Origin of the sequence: Flavobacterium hungaricum (assembly GCF_015182285.1) — a bacterium.
Lineage (GTDB): Bacteria > Bacteroidota > Bacteroidia > Flavobacteriales > Flavobacteriaceae > Flavobacterium > Flavobacterium hungaricum.
Map to the genome: position 1 here is coordinate 1,554,217 of NZ_PRDM01000001.1, position 17,145 is coordinate 1,571,361.

Here is a 17,145-nt window from a genome sequence, read left to right on the forward strand (position 1 = left end):
TGTCGCGATGAAATTTACAGCAGAACAAATAGCAGGAATTTTAGAAGGAGAAGTTGTTGGAAATCCCAATGCAGAAGTTTCTCGACTTTCTAAGATCGAAGAAGGAGAGGAAGGGTCTCTGACTTTTTTGGCAAATCCAAAATATATAAATCATATATATACCACAAAAGCTACCGTAACTATTGTTAATGACAGCTTTGTTCCAGAAGCAGCAATCACTACTACTTTGATAAAAGTAGAGGATGCTTATAAATCTTTTTCTAAACTTTTAGAGTTTTACAATCAGGTAAAATTAAACAAAAACGGAATTGAAGCTAATTCTTTTATTTCTGAAGGGACTAAGTATGGAGAAAATCTATATTTAGGAAGTTTTAGTTATATCGGACAGAATGTAGTTTTGGGTAATAATGTAAAAATATATCCAAACAGTTTTATTGGAGACAATGTTGTTATTGGAGATAATGTTTTTGTATTTGCAGGAGCAAAAATCTATTCTGAAACAATAATTGGAAATAACTGTACGATCCATTCGGGTACTATTATAGGTGCAGACGGTTTTGGTTTTGCGCCAAATGAAGATGGAGAATATAACAAAGTACCGCAGATTGGTAATGTTATAATAGAAGATAATGTTGATATTGGTGCTAATACAACGGTAGACAGAGCAACACTAGGTTCTACAATTATTAGAAAAGGTGTCAAATTAGACAATCAAATTCAGATTGCTCATAATGTAGAAGTGGGAAAAAATACTGTAATTGCTGCGCAGACAGGAGTAGCAGGTTCTACAAAAATTGGAGAAAACTGTATGATTGGAGGGCAGGTTGGTATTGCAGGCCACTTAACAATAGGTAACAATGTACGTGTTCAAGCACAGTCGGGAATTGCCAGAAACATTAAAGATGATGAAGTGTTGCAGGGCAGTCCTACATTTGGTTTGAGCGATTTTAGCAAATCATATGTTCATTTTAAGAATTTGCCAAAAATTGTTGCGGAGCTAGAAGAATTAAAAAAACAAATAATAAACCCAAAAAATGGAAATAATGGTTAAACAGAAGACCATCAAAAATGAAATTTCACTAACAGGAGTTGGATTGCATACTGGAAAAGAAGTTACTATGACTTTTAAACCTGCTCCAATTAATAATGGTTTCACTTTTGTCAGAGTAGATTTGCAAGGTCAGCCGGTCATTGAGGCTGATGCTAATTATGTTGTAAATACTCAAAGAGGTACTAATCTTGAGAAACTAGGTGTAAAAATTCAAACACCAGAACACGTTTTGGCTGCAGTAGTTGGCTGCGATTTGGATAATATTATTATTGAATTGAATGCTTCTGAGCTTCCTATTATGGATGGTTCATCAAAATATTTTGTTGAAGCAATTGAAAATGCTGGTATAGAAGAACAAGACGCAAGTCGTAATGTTTATGTAGTAAAAGAAGTAATTTCTTTTACTGATGAAGCTACAGGAAGTGAAATTTTGGTAATGCCAAGCGATGAGTATCAGGTGACTACAATGGTAGATTTTGGTACAAAAGTTTTAGGAACCCAAAATGCAACTCTTAAAAGTTTAGCCGATTTTAAAGATGAAATTGCAAGTTCAAGAACTTTTAGTTTCTTACACGAATTAGAATCATTATTAGAGCACGGACTTATTAAAGGAGGTGACTTAAATAATGCTATTGTATATGTAGATAAAGAAATTTCAGAATCTACAATGGAGAATTTGAAGAAAGCTTTTGGTAAAGACGAGATTTCGGTTAAACCAAATGGTGTTTTAGATAATTTGACTTTACACTATCCAAACGAAGCTGCAAGACACAAATTGCTTGACGTAATTGGAGATTTATCTCTTATTGGAGTTCGTATTCAAGGAAAAATTATAGCAAATAAACCGGGTCATTTTGTAAATACTCAGTTTGCAAAAAAATTAGCAAAAATCATTAAAATTGAGCAGAGAAATCATGTTCCAACTTATGATTTAAATCAGGAGCCATTGATGGATATTCACAAGATCATGGCAATGCTTCCTCACAGACCTCCATTTTTGTTGATCGATAGAATTATTGAGATGTCAGATCGTCATGTGGTTGGTTTAAAGAATGTTACTATGAATGAGAATTTCTTTGTAGGACACTTTCCAGAAGCACCAGTAATGCCGGGAGTTTTGATTGTTGAAGCAATGGCACAGACAGGAGGAATTTTGGTTTTAAGCACAGTGCCAGATCCAGAAAATTATTTGACTTACTTTATGAAAATTGATAATGTAAAATTCAAACATAAAGTATTGCCGGGAGATACCTTAATTTTTAAATGTGAATTGATTTCTCCTATCAGAAGAGGAATCTGTCATATGCAGGCAAATGCTTATGCAAACGGAAAATTGGTTACCGAGGCAGAATTAATGGCACAAATTGCAAGAAAACAATAATAAATAATCAAAATTATTGTTTAGGTTTGTTCCCCAAAACCAGACTATTTTAATTTAAAATATAAAATACACAGATGAATCAACCATTAGCATATGTTCATCCAGGCGCTAAAATCGCTAAAAATGTTGTAATCGAGCCATTTACGACAATTCACAATAATGTTGTTATTGGTGACGGTACTTGGATTGGTTCAAACGTAACCATCATGGAAGGTGCTCGAATTGGTAAAAATTGTAATATTTTTCCAGGAGCAGTAATTTCTGCAGTACCACAAGATTTAAAATTTGGAGGTGAAGATTCTCTTGCTATTATTGGAGACAATTGTACTATTAGAGAGTGTGTTACAATAAATAGAGGTACAGTAGCTTCTGGCCAGACCACTATCGGTAACAATTGTTTAGTAATGGCTTATGCTCATATTGCGCACGATTGCGAAATTGGGAACAATGCTATTATTGTAAACGGTGTGGCACTTGCTGGTCACGTCGTAGTAGGAAATCATGCGGTAATTGGAGGTTTGGCAGCGATTCATCAGTTTATCCATATTGGTGATCATGCAATGATCTCTGGTGGATCTTTGGTAAGAAAAGATGTTCCTCCGTATACAAAAGCGGCTAAAGAACCTTTATCTTATGTTGGTATCAACTCTGTTGGTCTTAGAAGAAGAGGTTTTAGTACTGAAAAAATTAGAGAAATTCAGGAAATTTACAGAATCCTTTACCAAAAGAATTACAATACAACACAAGCTTTGAGTATTATTGAGGCTGAAATGGAGGCGACTCCAGAAAGAGACGAAATTCTGGATTTTATCAGAAATTCATCTCGTGGAATTATGAAAGGTTATTCAGGAAACTATTAATTTTAGTCCCGATAGCTATCGGGATAGATTTCTGATTTTAGATTTCTAAACCGTACATTAAAATTGAAAACAGAATTATTACAAATAAATGAATGGAGAATTTATTCTTGATGAGAATCTAAAATCTACATTCTAAAATCTAAAATAAAAACAAATGGCGTCTACATCAGATATTAGAAACGGATTGTGTATTAAATTTAATCACGATATCTATAAAATTATTGAATTTCTTCACGTAAAACCTGGAAAAGGTCCAGCTTTCGTAAGAACAAAATTAAAAAGTTTAACTTCAGGAAAAGTATTGGATAATACATTTTCTGCAGGTCATAAAATTGATGTAATTCGAGTAGAAACGCATACATTTCAGTATTTATATCCAGAAGGTGATGAATTTCACTTTATGAATGCAGAGACTTTTGAGCAGATTTCTTTAAACAAAAACATTCTGGATGCTCCAGATTTGTTGAAAGAAGGAACAAATGTAATGGTTCAGATCAATACAGAAACAGATTTGCCATTATCTGTAGATATGCCGGCATCTGTAATTCTTGAAGTTACTTATGCAGAACCAGGTGTAAAAGGAAATACAGCTACAAATGCTACAAAATCGGCTACAGTAGAAACTGGAGCGTCTGTAAACGTGCCTTTGTTTATTAACGAAGGAGATAAAATTAAAATCGATACTGCTTCTGGTTCTTACATGGAGCGTGTAAAGGAGTAATTCTTAATTGAGATAATTTGACAATGAGTCAATTAGATAATTTGTGAATCGACATAATTTTGTATATTCACATTCTAATTGACTCATTTTCTAATTGACAAATTTTCTAATTATACTATATGAAATTTCAAAAGAGTCATTCTTTACAAGAAATTGCAGATTTGCTTCAGTGCGAATTTATTGGTGACAAAGACTTTCAGGTTTTAGGCATGAACGAAATACATGTCGTTGAGCCTGGAGATATTGTTTTTGTTGATCATCCAAAATATTATGACAAAGCCTTACAATCAGCTGCTACCATTGTTTTAATAAATAAAGAAGTAGAATGCCCGGAAGGTAAAGCGCTTTTAATCTCTGATGATCCTTTTAGAGACTTTAATGTCTTAACAAGACACTTCAAACCATTTCAATTTGCAAATGTAGCAATAGCACCTTCTGCAGAAATAGGAGAAGGGACTGTTATTCAGCCTAATACCTTTGTTGGTAATCATGTTAAAATTGGAAAAAATTGTTTAATTCATTCGAATGTCTCAATTTATGATCATACTGTTATTGGAGACAATGTAATCATACATGCTGGGACTATCCTAGGAGCCGATGCTTTCTATTATAAAAAACGCCCAGAAGGTTTTGATCAGCTTATTTCTGGCGGAAGAGTTGTGATTGAAGATAATGTGGGCATTGGAGCCCTTTGTACTATTGATAAAGGGGTTACAGGAGACACAACGATTGGAGCTGGTACAAAGCTTGATAATCAGGTACATGTCGGACACGATACTGTAATCGGTAAAAAATGTTTAATAGCTTCTCAGACAGGTATTGCAGGCTGTGTAGTTATTGAAGATGAAGTAACCATGTGGGGACAAGTAGGAACTACAAGTGGTATTACAATTGGTACAAAAGCTGTGGTTATGGGACAAACTGGTGTTACTAAATCAGTTGAAGGCGGAAAGTCCTATTTTGGAACTCCAATTGAAGAGTCTAGAGAAAAGTTAAAACAATTGGCCAATATCAAGAAGATTCCGGAGATTTTAAGTAAATTGAAGTAATATGTCTATAAAAGAATTTGTTCAGAAATTTTATAAGTCAGATGCCTTAATTGATAGCGAAATTTTAAAAACGTATCTGCATCCTGAGGTTTTGCTGGATTGGAACAGCAGCAAAGGTTTTATCCAGATGGATTATCATGCGATATTAGAAATGGCTAATGAATTGAGCCGTGCTTATGTGCGTTCTAAAGTTAGAATCAGTCATATTATTTCTGAAGAAGACTTAGTATCAGTTCGTTATTCTCATTTTGTAAAAACAATCGAGAACCCTAGAGAAGAGATGCTGCTGGCGCATTTTGCAACTATTTGGCAGATAAAAGACGATAAACTCTACAGAGGTTATCAGATGAGTCAATTTTCTTAATATTTTTTTGACAATAAAAGAGGCAAAATACATTACAAAACCTTATTTTTGCAACACAAATTTAAAAACTACATAAAATATATATCATGAGTGTTTTAGTTAATAAAGATTCCAAAATAATTGTTCAGGGATTTACAGGAAGCGAAGGGACTTTCCACGCTTCTCAAATGATTGAGTACGGTACTAATGTTGTTGGAGGTGTAACTCCAGGAAAAGGTGGTACCAGCCACTTAGACCGCCCAGTTTTTAATACAGTAAAAGACGCTGTTGACCAAGCTGGAGCTGATACTTCTATCATTTTTGTACCACCTGCTTTTGCTGCTGATGCAATTATGGAAGCTGCTGATGCTGGAATTAAAGTAATTATTGCTATTACAGAAGGAATTCCTGTAGCAGATATGATTAAAGCAAATAATTATGTTAAAGAAAGAAATTCAAGATTAATTGGACCTAACTGCCCTGGAATTATTACTCCTGGAGAAGCTAAAGTTGGTATTATGCCAGGTTTTGTTTTCAAAAAAGGAACAGTTGGTATCGTTTCAAAATCTGGAACTTTAACTTACGAAGCTGCTGACCAAGTTGTAAAACAAGGTTTAGGAATTACTACAGCTATTGGTATTGGTGGAGATCCAATTATTGGAACTACTACTAAAGAAGCTGTTGAATTATTAATGAACGATCCTGAAACTGAAATTATCATCATGATTGGTGAAATTGGAGGTCAATTAGAAGCTGATGCTGCTAAATGGGTTAAAGCTGATGGTAACCGTAAACCGGTTGTTGGTTTTATTGCTGGAGAAACTGCTCCTGCTGGTAGAACAATGGGGCACGCAGGTGCTATTGTTGGTGGTTCTGATGATACTGCTGCTGCTAAAAAACAAATTATGAGAGACAACGGAATTCACGTTGTTGATTCGCCAGCTGAAATTGGTAAAAAAGTAAAAGAAGTACTTGGATAATCTTCAAGTTTCTAAATAACAAATTCAAAAAAGTCTCAATATTTGTTGAGACTTTTTTCCATTTTAAAATACTAAGGTATAATAAAAACAACGCAGCATCTGAGATCCTTAGTCTCTTGGAAGCTTAAAAAAGAAATATGTACAAAGAATTAGAAAAGTTTAAAGTAACCAGCAGTTTTACTTTTACGGTAGAAGATAGTTTAGAACAAGCTTGCAATGCTCCAGAGTCTGGTGCAGGAATTTTTGTTGTTTTTGCTGTTGAAGGTGATGCTAAAGAATTAATAATGGTTGGTTCTACAGGAACTGTTCAAAATGACGGAACTTTAAAAAGCAAAAATGGTGGTTTATACGATAAAATTGTAAACGGACATCAGTTTGCTAAAACAGGAAGAAAATATTCTTGGCCTGCACAAATGAAATTAGAAAGTATTACAGCCCTTGAAGTGGTTTGGTATGAAACTTTTAACGCTGATGTAAAAGGAATTCCGACTACTGTAGAAGGACAAGTTTTACAGAATTTCTTAGATGAAAATGGTAAATTACCAAGATGGAATGTAGCTTTCTAAGCGATTTTCTATAAAATATTATTTTAAGCCTTACTATAACTTAGTAGGGCTTTTTTTTATATAAATTAAAATCAGTTGCAACTCCATATTTGATTTAGAGAAACAAAAAATAACCATTGTAAAATTAAGATTAATAAAAAAAACGAAGCGGATACTGTTAAATTTAAAAATCTGATGGCTTTTTCGGTATTTAATTGGGTTATGAGCTAAAGCTTTTATATATTTATCGCACAAAAACAAAAAATAATGTTAAAATTACACTGTTTTTGTCAAAATGACTATTTGGTCTTCAATGTAAATTTAGAGTTATCAAATAGTTTTTCGATATAAAGATCAACTTATATATAAGACGTATTAAAAGTTTTTGAGACTTATTATCCCAAAGTTATAAATTATGAGCCATATTATAAAAAATAAACTTATTGATGATGCTGCACTTTGGAGTAATTTGAAGGCAGGTGATGAAAAGTCTTTTTCGGTGCTGTTTGAAAAATATTACAGCGATTTAATAAGTTATGGTAATTCGCTTTCGCCTTATTCAGAGAAAGTTCAGGATTGTGTACAAGATGTTTTTGCAGACATCTGGCTGTACAGAAACTCACTTCAGGAATATGTTGTTGTAAAAGCGTATTTATTATCAAGTGTTCGAAAAAGGATTGCTCGTTTGTTTGAGCGCGACCATATTTTTAGAAAAGCAGCGTCTACAGAAAGCATTGAGTTTTTGTTTGATTTTTCTATCGAAAATGATTTGGTAGAAGACGAACTTACTGCTGAAAGGGTTTTGTATCTTAATAAACTTCTTAACGAACTTCCAGCACGTCAGAAAGAAGCTTTGTACCTGCGTTACCATCAAGGTTTAAATGTAGAACAAATTGCAGAAATGCTGGATGTTAATTACCAGTCGGCAAACAATTTACTTTATCGCGGTCTGCTCAGTTTACGTAAAGATTGGAAAGGCAGTATTCCCCTTATTTTACTGCTGTCTACAAGCGTTTTATGATTTTTTTTTAGAAAATATCAAAAAAAAATCATAATTAAGTGAGTATATAATTAAAAAACTGTCCTCTATGTTTTTGTAACCTTAACTAATAAGATGCAAAAACGTAATAATTATACCGAAATAGAAGACTTCTTAGCTGATGAATCATTTCAGAAATGGATTTTACTAAAAATTGATGAAGAAGGCTGGGAAGAGTGGACTCTAGAGAATCGTCAAAGAGCCAAACTTGTAGAAGATGCAAGACTTTTACTTCTGGGCATGAAAGTTTCTAAAAATCAATTGAGTAAAGCCGAGTTGAGTGACGCTTTGAGCGCAACTTGGAAAAAAATTGCAGAAAGAGAAGCTAATTTCCAAAAAAGTGTCCTATCCTTTAAACGCGGTATTTCTAGAAATTGGCTTTTTGGTGCCGCAGCTGCACTATTAATTTGTTTTTTCTCTGTTTGGTTTTATCAAAAAGATAGTTTTTCTACTGATGCTATTGTCAGCTACAAAGAATTAATTGAAGAAAACAATGAAGGTTTGGTAGAACAAACCAATAATACCGAAAAATCTCAGATTATAACCTTATCGGATGGAAGTTCGGTTCTTTTACAACCCAATAGTAAATTAAGTTATCCTAAAATCTTTACCGGAAACGAAAGAAAGGTTTATTTATCCGGCGAAGGTTTCTTTGAAATTAGTAAAAATCCTAAAAAACCATTTTTTGTTTATGCAAACGAAATTGTGACGAGGGTGGTGGGGACTAGTTTTAGGATTAAGGCTTATCCAAACCAGCAAGACGTTGAAGTTTTGGTTCGCACCGGTAAAGTAAGGGTAATGCCTAACGATCTGCTTAAAGAGATAAAGAATGAAGAAGTAGTATTATTACCTAATCAAGCGCTTCGTTTTACTCGTAAAGAATTAACATTCAATAAAATTCTGAATATTACCGAAGATCCGATTTTAACCAGCAGCACTCGTAATATCGAACAGCTTAGTTTTGAGTTTACAGATATTCCGGTAGACCAGATTTTAAAAACCATCGAGCAGGCTTATCAAGTAGAAATAGATTTTCCGAAAGAGAAACTGCAAGAATGTCGATTAACAACCTCCTTAAGCGATCAGCCGTTGCCAGAAAAGCTTAAAATTATCTGTAAAAGTATTGGCAATGAAACGAATTATGAAATGAACGGCAATCAAATCGTGATAACATCTTTAGGTTGTAACTAATAAAAAATCCAAAACAAAAAAATAATTGTTCAAAGCTAGAAAATGTAAAATGCCTATGTAAAAAAGACCATTGCAAAAAAAAGTGCCGAAAATGCTGTAACATTCTCGACACTTAAAAGTAGTAAATCACTCTCTGTAAAGGGTAATTTACGATGTTTCTTAAAATACACTCGAATAGTATTAATCAAAACAAACCAAAATTATGAAAAAACCAGTTGTCAAGCAACGATTACTCCACCAAATCATGAAAATAACGCTATTTCAGTTTGTCTTAGCACTTGTATTTTCAAGTGTTACGATGGCAAATAATGTGAATGGGCAAAAAAAGTTAGATACTAAAGTTACAATTACAGTTGAAAATTTAACTTTAGACAATGCTTTGTCTAAAATCGAAAAATCTGCCCATGTAAAATTTTCTTACAACTCAAGACTGCCGCAATTAGCGCAAAAAGTCAGCATAGAGGCCAATCAGGAAACTTTAGCAAGCATACTAAGCAGAATTTTAGTTCCATTTAATATTACTTTTTCTGAAGTAAGCAATCAAATTGTGCTTCAAAAAAGTGCTGCAGATCCTTTTTCAAATATGAATAATCATGATTCAGTATTTGAAGTTTTAACTGCCGGACCAATTATCAAAGGAAAAGTTACAGACCAGACAGGAAGTCCGCTTCCGGGTGCTACTGTTGCCGTTAAAGGAACAAAAACAGCCGTATTAACTGATTTTGACGGGAATTTTGTTTTAGAAATGCCTTCAAATGCAGACCGTATTGTGATTTCTTATGTTGGTATGGAAACTAAAGAAATAGGAATCGATAACCTTACGCCGACTGTTGTTTTAACAGAAGCAGGTCAAAATCTTAAAGAAGTTGTGGTAACTACAGGTTACGAAAAAACTTCTAAAAGAACTTTTACAGGTGCTATTAGTAAAATCTCTGGTACCGAATTAAAGATTGACGGGGTTGTAGATGTAAGCCGTATGATTGAAGGAAAAGCGGCGGGTGTTACCGTGCAAAACGTAACTGGAACATTTGGTACTGCACCAAAAATTACTGTTCGTGGATCTTCATCTATTTTTGGAGATACAAAACCTTTATGGGTTATTGATGGAGTAGTTCAGGAAGATATTATCAATATGTCTTTTGCAGATTTAGCTTCAGGAAATTCAGAAACATTATTGAGTTCTTCTGTTGCCGGCTTAAATGCAAATGATATTCAAAGCATTGAAATCTTGAAAGATGCATCTGCAACTTCTATTTACGGATCAAGATCTTTAAACGGAGTTGTAGTGGTAACAACAAAGCAAGGTCGTAGAGATTCTCCATTAAAAATTACTTATGGTTTAGAGCAGACTGTAAGATCTGTGCCAAATTATACTCAATATGATATTTTGAATTCTCAGGAAACAATGAGTATTCTGAAAGAGATGGAATCTAAAGGATATTTGGATCTTCCATCAACTGTAAACGGAAGATACGGCGGTGTTTACAACATCATGGGGAGAGCTATTAACACATACAATCCAGAAACAGGAACGTATTTGCTTAACAATGATCCAGTGAGCAGAAATAACTTTTTGAAAAAGTATGAACTAGGAAATACAGATTGGTTCAAAGTTTTGTTTAGACCTTCAATTACTCAAAATCACTCTTTAAGTTTTTCTGGTGGTGGAAAAAACAATACGTTTTATGCTTCATTAGGATATTATACAGATCCGGGATGGACAATTGCTGATGATGTAAAACAAATTTCGTCTAACATTAAAGGAACTTTTTATGTTAATGACAGATTAAATATTACACTTTCTACACTAGCATCTGTTCGTGATCAAGGTGCGCCTGGAACTTACGAAAGTGAAAAAGACGTTGTATTTGGTAAGGTTACCCGTGATTTTGATATCAACCCATTTAACTATGTTTTAAATACCAGCAGAACGTTAAGACCTTATGACGAAAATGGAAATTTAGAATATTACAGAAATAACTGGGCTAAGATGAATATCATCAACGAATTAGAAAATAACTACATGGAAATTGAAGTTAAGGATATTCGTTTTCAATTGGATTTAGATTATAAAATCAGTAAAAACTGGAATTATAATTTAACAGGTTCTGCCCGTTATGCCAATACAAGTCGTCAGCACAAAATTCTAGAAGGATCAAATGTTGCAGCAGCCTATAGAGCAGGAACACCAGAAGGAGATGATGGTGTAAATACAATAGTAAGAGATCAAAATATCTTTTTATACCAAGATCCAAATGATTTAACAGCGCCAAAAATTTCGGTATTACCAAATGGTGGTTTTTTAAGAAAGTTTACAAACGATATGACTTCTTATAATGTTAGGAATAGTGTAACTTATAGAAATACATTTAGTGATAAACATGAATTAGAAGGATTGTTCGGAACTGAATTAAGAGTTGTAGACAGAAATAGTGATAACTTTACAGCAGCTGGTTTACAGTATGATAGAGGATTGACTGCTTTTACAGATCCTAGATTAATTGAAAAAATTATTAATGGAGGAGATTCTTACTACGGGTTTAATGTAGAAAAAGAAAGAACAGTTGGTTTCTTTGGAAAAGTAGGATATACTTATGATCGTCGTTATACAGCTTCTGTAACAGGACGTTATGATGGTTCTAACAGACAAGGAAACAGCGATTCTTCGAGATGGCTTCCTACATATACTTTTAGTGGGAAATGGAACGTTGCTGAAGAAAAATTCATGAAAAATGTAGAATCTGTAAATACATTAGCACTTAGAGCTTCTTATGGTTTAACAGCTACAGCGGGACCAGCAACGAACTCTTTAGCGATTTACAAAAGTTATATTACCGATCGTTTTAATTTAGATGATAGAGAGTCTGGAATTAATATTGAAGAATTGCAGAATGGTGATCTTACTTGGGAAAAGCAGTTTGAAACCAATATTGGGCTTGACTTAGGAATGTTCAATAACAGAGTTCAATTTACAACAGATGTTTACAGACGTAAAGCTTTTGATTTAGTAGATTATGTAATTACTTCAGGAATTGGAGGACAAAGAATCAGACAAGGAAACAATGCAGACATGGAAACCAAAGGTATTGAGGTTGGTTTTACAACTAAAAATATTGAAAGTAAAGACTTTAAATGGTCTACTACATTGAATTTCTCTGTTTACGATCAGAAAATTACAAAACTGCAAAATACACCGACAGCTTTTGATTTGATCGATGCAAACGGAGGAAATACAGTTGGACATCCTCGTAATTCATTATATTCTTATCAGTTTACAGGATTAAACTATCAAGGACTTCCAACTTTTGTTATGCAAGAAGGAGCAGATAGTAATATTACTGGAGCAGATTTTCAAGACAATATTGATGTTACAAAATATTTAAAGTATGAAGGATCAATTGAGCCAAACAAATCAATAGGTTTAGCCAATACATTTACGTATAAAAACTGGTCATTGTATGTATTTATCGTGGGTTCTGGCGGAAACAAAGTACGTTTAAATCCTGTTTATGATAGTGAATATGACGATTTAACGGTTTTCACAAAAGATTTTACTAATCGTTGGATTAATCCAGGTGACGAACAATATACAAATGTTCCGGTTATTGCAGACAAACGTCTTAATGCTAATTATGGCGGCCCGCGTACATTAGAAAGAGCTTACAATACCTATAACTATTCTGATGCTCGTATTGCTGACGGTGATTTTGTGAGATTGAAAAACATTTCTTTAAGCTGGGAATTTCCTAAAGATTTTAAGAGAAAATTAGGACTTAGCACATTTACCTTAAAAGGTTCTGCTGTAAACCCTTGGTTAATTTATTCTGACAAAAGATTAAACGGCCAAGATCCTGAGTTCCGTAATTCTGGAGGTGTTGCAATGCCAGTTACGTCTCAATATACCTTTACTTTAAATGTTTCATTATAATATTTAAAAAACATGAAAAAACTTAAAATAGCTTTATCCCTTTTGATACTTATAAGTATCGCAAGCTGCGATGAATTTCTTTCTGAAAAACCAGACAACAGAACCGAAATAGATACTCCCGAAAAAATTTCTGAAATATTAGTAAGTGCTTATCCTCAAATGAGTTACTTTGATATTGCTGAAACAATGTCGGATAATGTTTTTGACAGTCAAATGCCAACAACAGTATTGATGAATGAGCAGAATTATAACTGGTTAATACAAACCGAAACCTCAAAAATAGACACGCAGGCTTATTATTGGGATGCTTGTTACAGAGCTATAGCCCATGCAAACAAAGCCTTAGAAGCTATCGAAGAATTAGGCAGCCCGGCTAGTTTAAATCCTCAAAAAGGAGAAGCTTTGATGGCAAGAGCATATTCGCATTTTATGCTGGTATCATTGTGGTCACAGCGCTACAATCCTGCGACTGCACCATCAGATCTTGGAATTCCGTATGTAACAAAACCAGAGACAGATTTAGTTGCAAAGTATAAAAGAAACACAGTAGCCGAAGTTTTCGAATTACTTGAAAAAGACATTCAAGAAGGATTAAAATATGTAACTAACGATTATAAAGAACCAAAATTTCATTTTAATAAAGATGCTGCTAAAGCTTTTGCCAGCCGTTTTTATTTAATTAAAGGAGATTGGGACAAAGTAATTTCGCTGTCAGATGATTTGGGAAGCAGACCAGCAGGGAAATTAAGAGATTATGCTTCATACAAGCTTTTAAGCCCAGAAGACCAAATGATTAGTTACGCAAATGCAGATGTACAAACCAATTTATTAGTAGTTTCAGCTAATACAATTGTTCAAAGATCGGCTTACTTAAACAGATATTATTTATCGGGAGTTAGACAGCCTGAATTGTTTTCATCTGCAACTAGTCTTTTTAACAAAACATGGTTGTATACTTTTTATTCTTATAATACTAGTATCACATTATTCTGTCCAAAATTCTACGAGTATTTTAAATATACTAACGTAACAGCTGGGATTGGAGAACCATATGTGGCTGAAGTTTTGTTAAGTAATGATGAGTTTTTCTTGAATAGAATTGAGGCTCATGTAATGAAAGGAGATATTGCAACTGCTAATAGTGAATTGGAATACTTCTTATCAACAAGAACTACAAACTATAACGCAACAACAGATAAGTTGACAGAAGCAAAAGTTGTAGCAAAATATCCAGTTATTGCGGACGAATTTACACCATATTACACGATGACACCAGTACAGACTTCTTATGTAAAAGCAATTGCAGAAACAAGACGCAGAGACTTTATACATGAAGGTATGAGATGGTTTGATGTAAAACGTTTTAATATTGTAGTAAACCATGAATCGTATAATAAACCAGTAAATGTTTTAGCAAAAGATGATAAACGCCGTGCTTTGCAGATTCCGCTTCATGCATCTGCAACAGGCGTAGAGTTAAATCCTAGATAATCTTTTTAAATCAATTCTTATGAAACTTTTAAAATATAATAAAATAGCTGTTCTGGCATTGGTTTCTGCATTTTCTTTTTCATGTGCACATGAGGATCAGCCTACCGATAGTCAGTTAGATTTTACACAGCCGACAAAAACCGCTTTAGATAATTGGATTGATGCTAATTATTTTAGCCCTTATAATATTAATGTACAATACAAATGGAATCAAAATACGGTAGACAACAGCCGATTTTTATTTCCTCCAACAGTAGAGAAAGTGCAGCCAGCCCTAGAAATTGTGCAGACTATATGGTTGAAAAGTTACGCAACCATTGGTGGTGCCGATTTTGTAAAAAAAATTGCTCCAAGAGAAATCGTCTTAGTTGGCGGGGTAAACTTAAACAGTGTTGGAACCAGAACACTTGGTTTAGCCGAAGGTGGTCAGCGTGTGACTTTGTTTGAAACAGATTACATCAACAAAAGCAATCGTGCCAATGTGACTGAGTTTATTCATACAATTCAGCACGAATACATTCACATTTTAAACCAGCATAAACCTTTTGATGAAAAATCATGGAAAGCGATTACTCCAGCAGGTTATACAGCAGACTGGTATAATTATGATATTCCAGAATCTAACGAATTAGGGTTTATTACGAGTTATGCGAGATCAAACATAAATGAAGATTTTGCCGAAACAGCAGCAATGATTTTGATTTATTCTAAGGCAGAATATGCTGCTTTTTTAGCTAATATTAAAAGCGCAACTGCTTTGGCGGCATTAAAAGCTAAAGAAGCCTTAGTAGTGAAGTATTTTAAAGATGCATACGATATGGATTTTTATGCGTTGCGTGACGAAGCGGAGAAAAATACAACTTCAGTAGTAAACAACTAAAAACAGTATTATGAAAGTAAAAAATATAATAAAATACGTATTTGCAGCTTTTTTAATGCTGCAGTTAAGCAGCTGTAATAGTAATACAGATGCAGAACAATTATTTGATAAAACTCCGACTGAACGTTTAGAGGTACAGAAATCAGAATTAAATGATGCTCTTTTGGCTTCAGAATTTGGCTGGAAAGCAGTTTATTTTACTGATAATACAGTCTTAGGAGGATATACTCATTTGTTTAGGTTTACAGAAAACGGAAACGTAGAAATGGCGTCTGATTTTGATGATGATACTGCCGTTTATAAAAGTGAATATGCAATCCAGTTAGGAAGTACTGTGAGTTTGGTTTTTACAACCAAAAATAGAATTCATCTTTTGTCTGAATCAGATAATTACCCAATTCCAGCTTTAAGAGCAAAAGGATATTTAGGAGATTTTCAGTTTTTGTATTATGGTCAAGAAAACGGACAGATCATTTTTAAAGCGAATAGAAATAATACAGAAATTCGTTTTGTAAAAGCTACAGCACAGGATTGGATAGACCTGCCTAAGAATTTAGTAACGGAACAAAATGTAATTGGAGGAGACTCAAGACCATTGTTCAGATTGCTGGAGACTAACGACGGTACAACAAAACATCAGTTTGATTTTACTTTTTCTCCAGTAACTCGTTTTGCAGAAGCCAATTCTATAGAAACTGGTTTTTCATTTAGCTATGAAATGGGAGTAGGATACACTCCGACAGGAATTATCGTAAGCCCGGCTGTAGAAGTTGGCGGTCAAAAATTAACCGATTTTGTTTACAATAGTACTGACGGAAGTTTTACAGCTACAGGAACCGGCGGTGTGAGTGCTGTAATAAAATACACAGACAAACCGCTAGTGTTAACAGACGATTATAAAATTTTATTAGCAGGACAAGCAACTGCAGCATTTGGTTTTTATCCGGATGATTATACAATGGACGCTACAACTAATTCTGCATTATTTTATACTGAGTTAGAGCGAATAAATGCATCATTACCAGCAGGTCAAGAAATTTCTTCGGTGCAGTTGTATTTCAATCACTCTCTTGGAAATTTCATCTACTATACATTTGTGGGACGAAGCGCTTTATTCCATTATGTAGATGTCGTTGCCGATAACACAGGAAAAAAGATAATCTTAAAACACAAATCTTGGAACGGAAACACTACTGTTGCTACACCAGCTTTCCTTGCAAATTTTGACAAATATTTAATGGATCCAAATGGATTATATGTGAAAAAAGAAAGCTTTAGATTAGTATATACTAACACAGTGTACACATTCGCAAGCTCAACAAGTCCATTTAGAATAACCACGTGGAAACTTTAATTAGTATTTTTTAATTATTTTGAAGAAAAACAGCTCATTTTTTTTGAGCTGTTTTTCAATAAAAAAAATATAAAAAAACTTTATAATAGTAAGATTTTGATTTTGTTTAGGGCTTAGTACTGATTTTCTTGTGAAATTTTTGCTTGGAATAAGTTAGATGTTTTCTTCGCACTTCTTATCGATTATTGTCTCATAATGATTGTTGGTAATATAAAACAGTAAAAACAAGACCAATTAAATACTACCAAGATAGTTTAGTCTTCAATTTACAGTGTGTTGATTATCAAAATGGTATTGCTTGCTATGTTTTTGCAGCGAAACAAAATCACATT

The 17,145-nt window shown here is 33.7% G+C and carries 14 protein-coding genes; all 14 read left to right on the forward strand.

Annotation, left to right across the window (positions count from 1 at the left end; all coding sequences use genetic code 11):
- The first annotated feature begins 7 nt into the window (after nt 1–7).
- The 14 genes from lpxD (at nt 8) to C4F50_RS06655 (ending at nt 16,813) form a co-directional block, all read left to right on the forward strand.
- Complete coding sequence (gene lpxD / locus C4F50_RS06590) at nt 8–1,051, forward strand: UDP-3-O-(3-hydroxymyristoyl)glucosamine N-acyltransferase (RefSeq protein WP_193845611.1); 1,044 nt, start codon at nt 8–10, stop codon at nt 1,049–1,051.
- The gene (locus C4F50_RS06595; RefSeq protein ID WP_193845612.1) at nt 1,044–2,432 is read left to right on the forward strand and encodes a bifunctional UDP-3-O-[3-hydroxymyristoyl] N-acetylglucosamine deacetylase/3-hydroxyacyl-ACP dehydratase; all 1,389 of its coding nucleotides are present in this window, start codon (nt 1,044–1,046) and stop codon (nt 2,430–2,432) included. The genes lpxD and C4F50_RS06595 overlap by 8 nt, the downstream gene beginning before the upstream one ends.
- 74 nt (nt 2,433–2,506) lie before the next feature.
- Nucleotides 2,507–3,292: an acyl-ACP--UDP-N-acetylglucosamine O-acyltransferase gene (gene lpxA, locus C4F50_RS06600; RefSeq protein WP_193845613.1), complete on the forward strand. Its 786-nt coding sequence runs from the start codon at nt 2,507–2,509 to the stop codon at nt 3,290–3,292.
- A 154-nt stretch (nt 3,293–3,446) separates the two neighbouring features.
- Entirely contained in the window at nt 3,447–4,013 is a 567-nt protein-coding gene (efp, locus tag C4F50_RS06605; RefSeq protein WP_193845614.1) for an elongation factor P, read from the forward strand.
- A gap of 119 nt (nt 4,014–4,132) precedes the next feature.
- Nucleotides 4,133–5,062: a UDP-3-O-(3-hydroxymyristoyl)glucosamine N-acyltransferase gene (locus C4F50_RS06610; protein WP_193845615.1), complete on the forward strand. Its 930-nt coding sequence runs from the start codon at nt 4,133–4,135 to the stop codon at nt 5,060–5,062.
- Nucleotide 5,063: 1 nt separating this feature from the next.
- On the forward strand, nt 5,064–5,426 hold the full coding sequence (locus C4F50_RS06615) for a nuclear transport factor 2 family protein (protein ID WP_193845616.1): 363 nt from the start codon (nt 5,064–5,066) through the stop codon (nt 5,424–5,426).
- Nucleotides 5,427–5,512: 86 nt separating this feature from the next.
- A complete protein-coding gene (gene sucD / locus C4F50_RS06620; protein WP_031455321.1) occupies nt 5,513–6,385 on the forward strand; it encodes a succinate--CoA ligase subunit alpha in 873 nt (290 codons plus the stop codon).
- A gap of 137 nt (nt 6,386–6,522) precedes the next feature.
- Nucleotides 6,523–6,951, forward strand: a complete 429-nt coding sequence (locus C4F50_RS06625) for a hypothetical protein (protein WP_193845617.1) — start codon at nt 6,523–6,525, stop codon at nt 6,949–6,951.
- Between the two features lie 394 nt (nt 6,952–7,345).
- Nucleotides 7,346–7,951 carry an RNA polymerase sigma factor gene (locus C4F50_RS06630; protein ID WP_193845618.1) on the forward strand — a complete coding sequence of 202 codons (606 nt, stop codon included), beginning with the start codon at nt 7,346–7,348 and terminating at the stop codon, nt 7,949–7,951.
- Nucleotides 7,952–8,044: 93 nt separating this feature from the next.
- Entirely contained in the window at nt 8,045–9,160 is a 1,116-nt protein-coding gene (locus C4F50_RS06635; protein ID WP_193845619.1) for a FecR family protein, read from the forward strand.
- A 202-nt stretch (nt 9,161–9,362) separates the two neighbouring features.
- Complete coding sequence (locus C4F50_RS06640; RefSeq protein WP_193845620.1) at nt 9,363–13,088, forward strand: SusC/RagA family TonB-linked outer membrane protein; 3,726 nt, start codon at nt 9,363–9,365, stop codon at nt 13,086–13,088.
- A 12-nt stretch (nt 13,089–13,100) separates the two neighbouring features.
- Complete coding sequence (locus tag C4F50_RS06645) at nt 13,101–14,579, forward strand: RagB/SusD family nutrient uptake outer membrane protein (RefSeq protein ID WP_193845621.1); 1,479 nt, start codon at nt 13,101–13,103, stop codon at nt 14,577–14,579.
- A gap of 19 nt (nt 14,580–14,598) precedes the next feature.
- A complete protein-coding gene (locus tag C4F50_RS06650; protein ID WP_193845622.1) occupies nt 14,599–15,459 on the forward strand; it encodes a substrate import-associated zinc metallohydrolase lipoprotein in 861 nt (286 codons plus the stop codon).
- A 10-nt stretch (nt 15,460–15,469) separates the two neighbouring features.
- Complete coding sequence (locus C4F50_RS06655) at nt 15,470–16,813, forward strand: DUF4302 domain-containing protein (RefSeq protein ID WP_193845623.1); 1,344 nt, start codon at nt 15,470–15,472, stop codon at nt 16,811–16,813.
- Nucleotides 16,814–17,145 lie beyond the last annotated feature (332 nt).

Coding starts and splice junctions, on each gene's coding strand:
- C4F50_RS06635 (WP_193845619.1), top strand. CDS start 8,045: ATGCAAAAACGTAATAATTATACCGAAATAGAAGACTTCTTAGCTGAT.
- C4F50_RS06645 (WP_193845621.1), top strand. CDS start 13,101: ATGAAAAAACTTAAAATAGCTTTATCCCTTTTGATACTTATAAGTATC.
- lpxD (WP_193845611.1), top strand. CDS start 8: ATGAAATTTACAGCAGAACAAATAGCAGGAATTTTAGAAGGAGAAGTT.
- C4F50_RS06610 (WP_193845615.1), top strand. CDS start 4,133: ATGAAATTTCAAAAGAGTCATTCTTTACAAGAAATTGCAGATTTGCTT.
- efp (WP_193845614.1), top strand. CDS start 3,447: ATGGCGTCTACATCAGATATTAGAAACGGATTGTGTATTAAATTTAAT.
- C4F50_RS06615 (WP_193845616.1), top strand. CDS start 5,064: ATGTCTATAAAAGAATTTGTTCAGAAATTTTATAAGTCAGATGCCTTA.
- C4F50_RS06625 (WP_193845617.1), top strand. CDS start 6,523: ATGTACAAAGAATTAGAAAAGTTTAAAGTAACCAGCAGTTTTACTTTT.
- C4F50_RS06595 (WP_193845612.1), top strand. CDS start 1,044: ATGGTTAAACAGAAGACCATCAAAAATGAAATTTCACTAACAGGAGTT.
- sucD (WP_031455321.1), top strand. CDS start 5,513: ATGAGTGTTTTAGTTAATAAAGATTCCAAAATAATTGTTCAGGGATTT.
- lpxA (WP_193845613.1), top strand. CDS start 2,507: ATGAATCAACCATTAGCATATGTTCATCCAGGCGCTAAAATCGCTAAA.
- C4F50_RS06650 (WP_193845622.1), top strand. CDS start 14,599: ATGAAACTTTTAAAATATAATAAAATAGCTGTTCTGGCATTGGTTTCT.
- C4F50_RS06630 (WP_193845618.1), top strand. CDS start 7,346: ATGAGCCATATTATAAAAAATAAACTTATTGATGATGCTGCACTTTGG.
- C4F50_RS06640 (WP_193845620.1), top strand. CDS start 9,363: ATGAAAAAACCAGTTGTCAAGCAACGATTACTCCACCAAATCATGAAA.
- C4F50_RS06655 (WP_193845623.1), top strand. CDS start 15,470: ATGAAAGTAAAAAATATAATAAAATACGTATTTGCAGCTTTTTTAATG.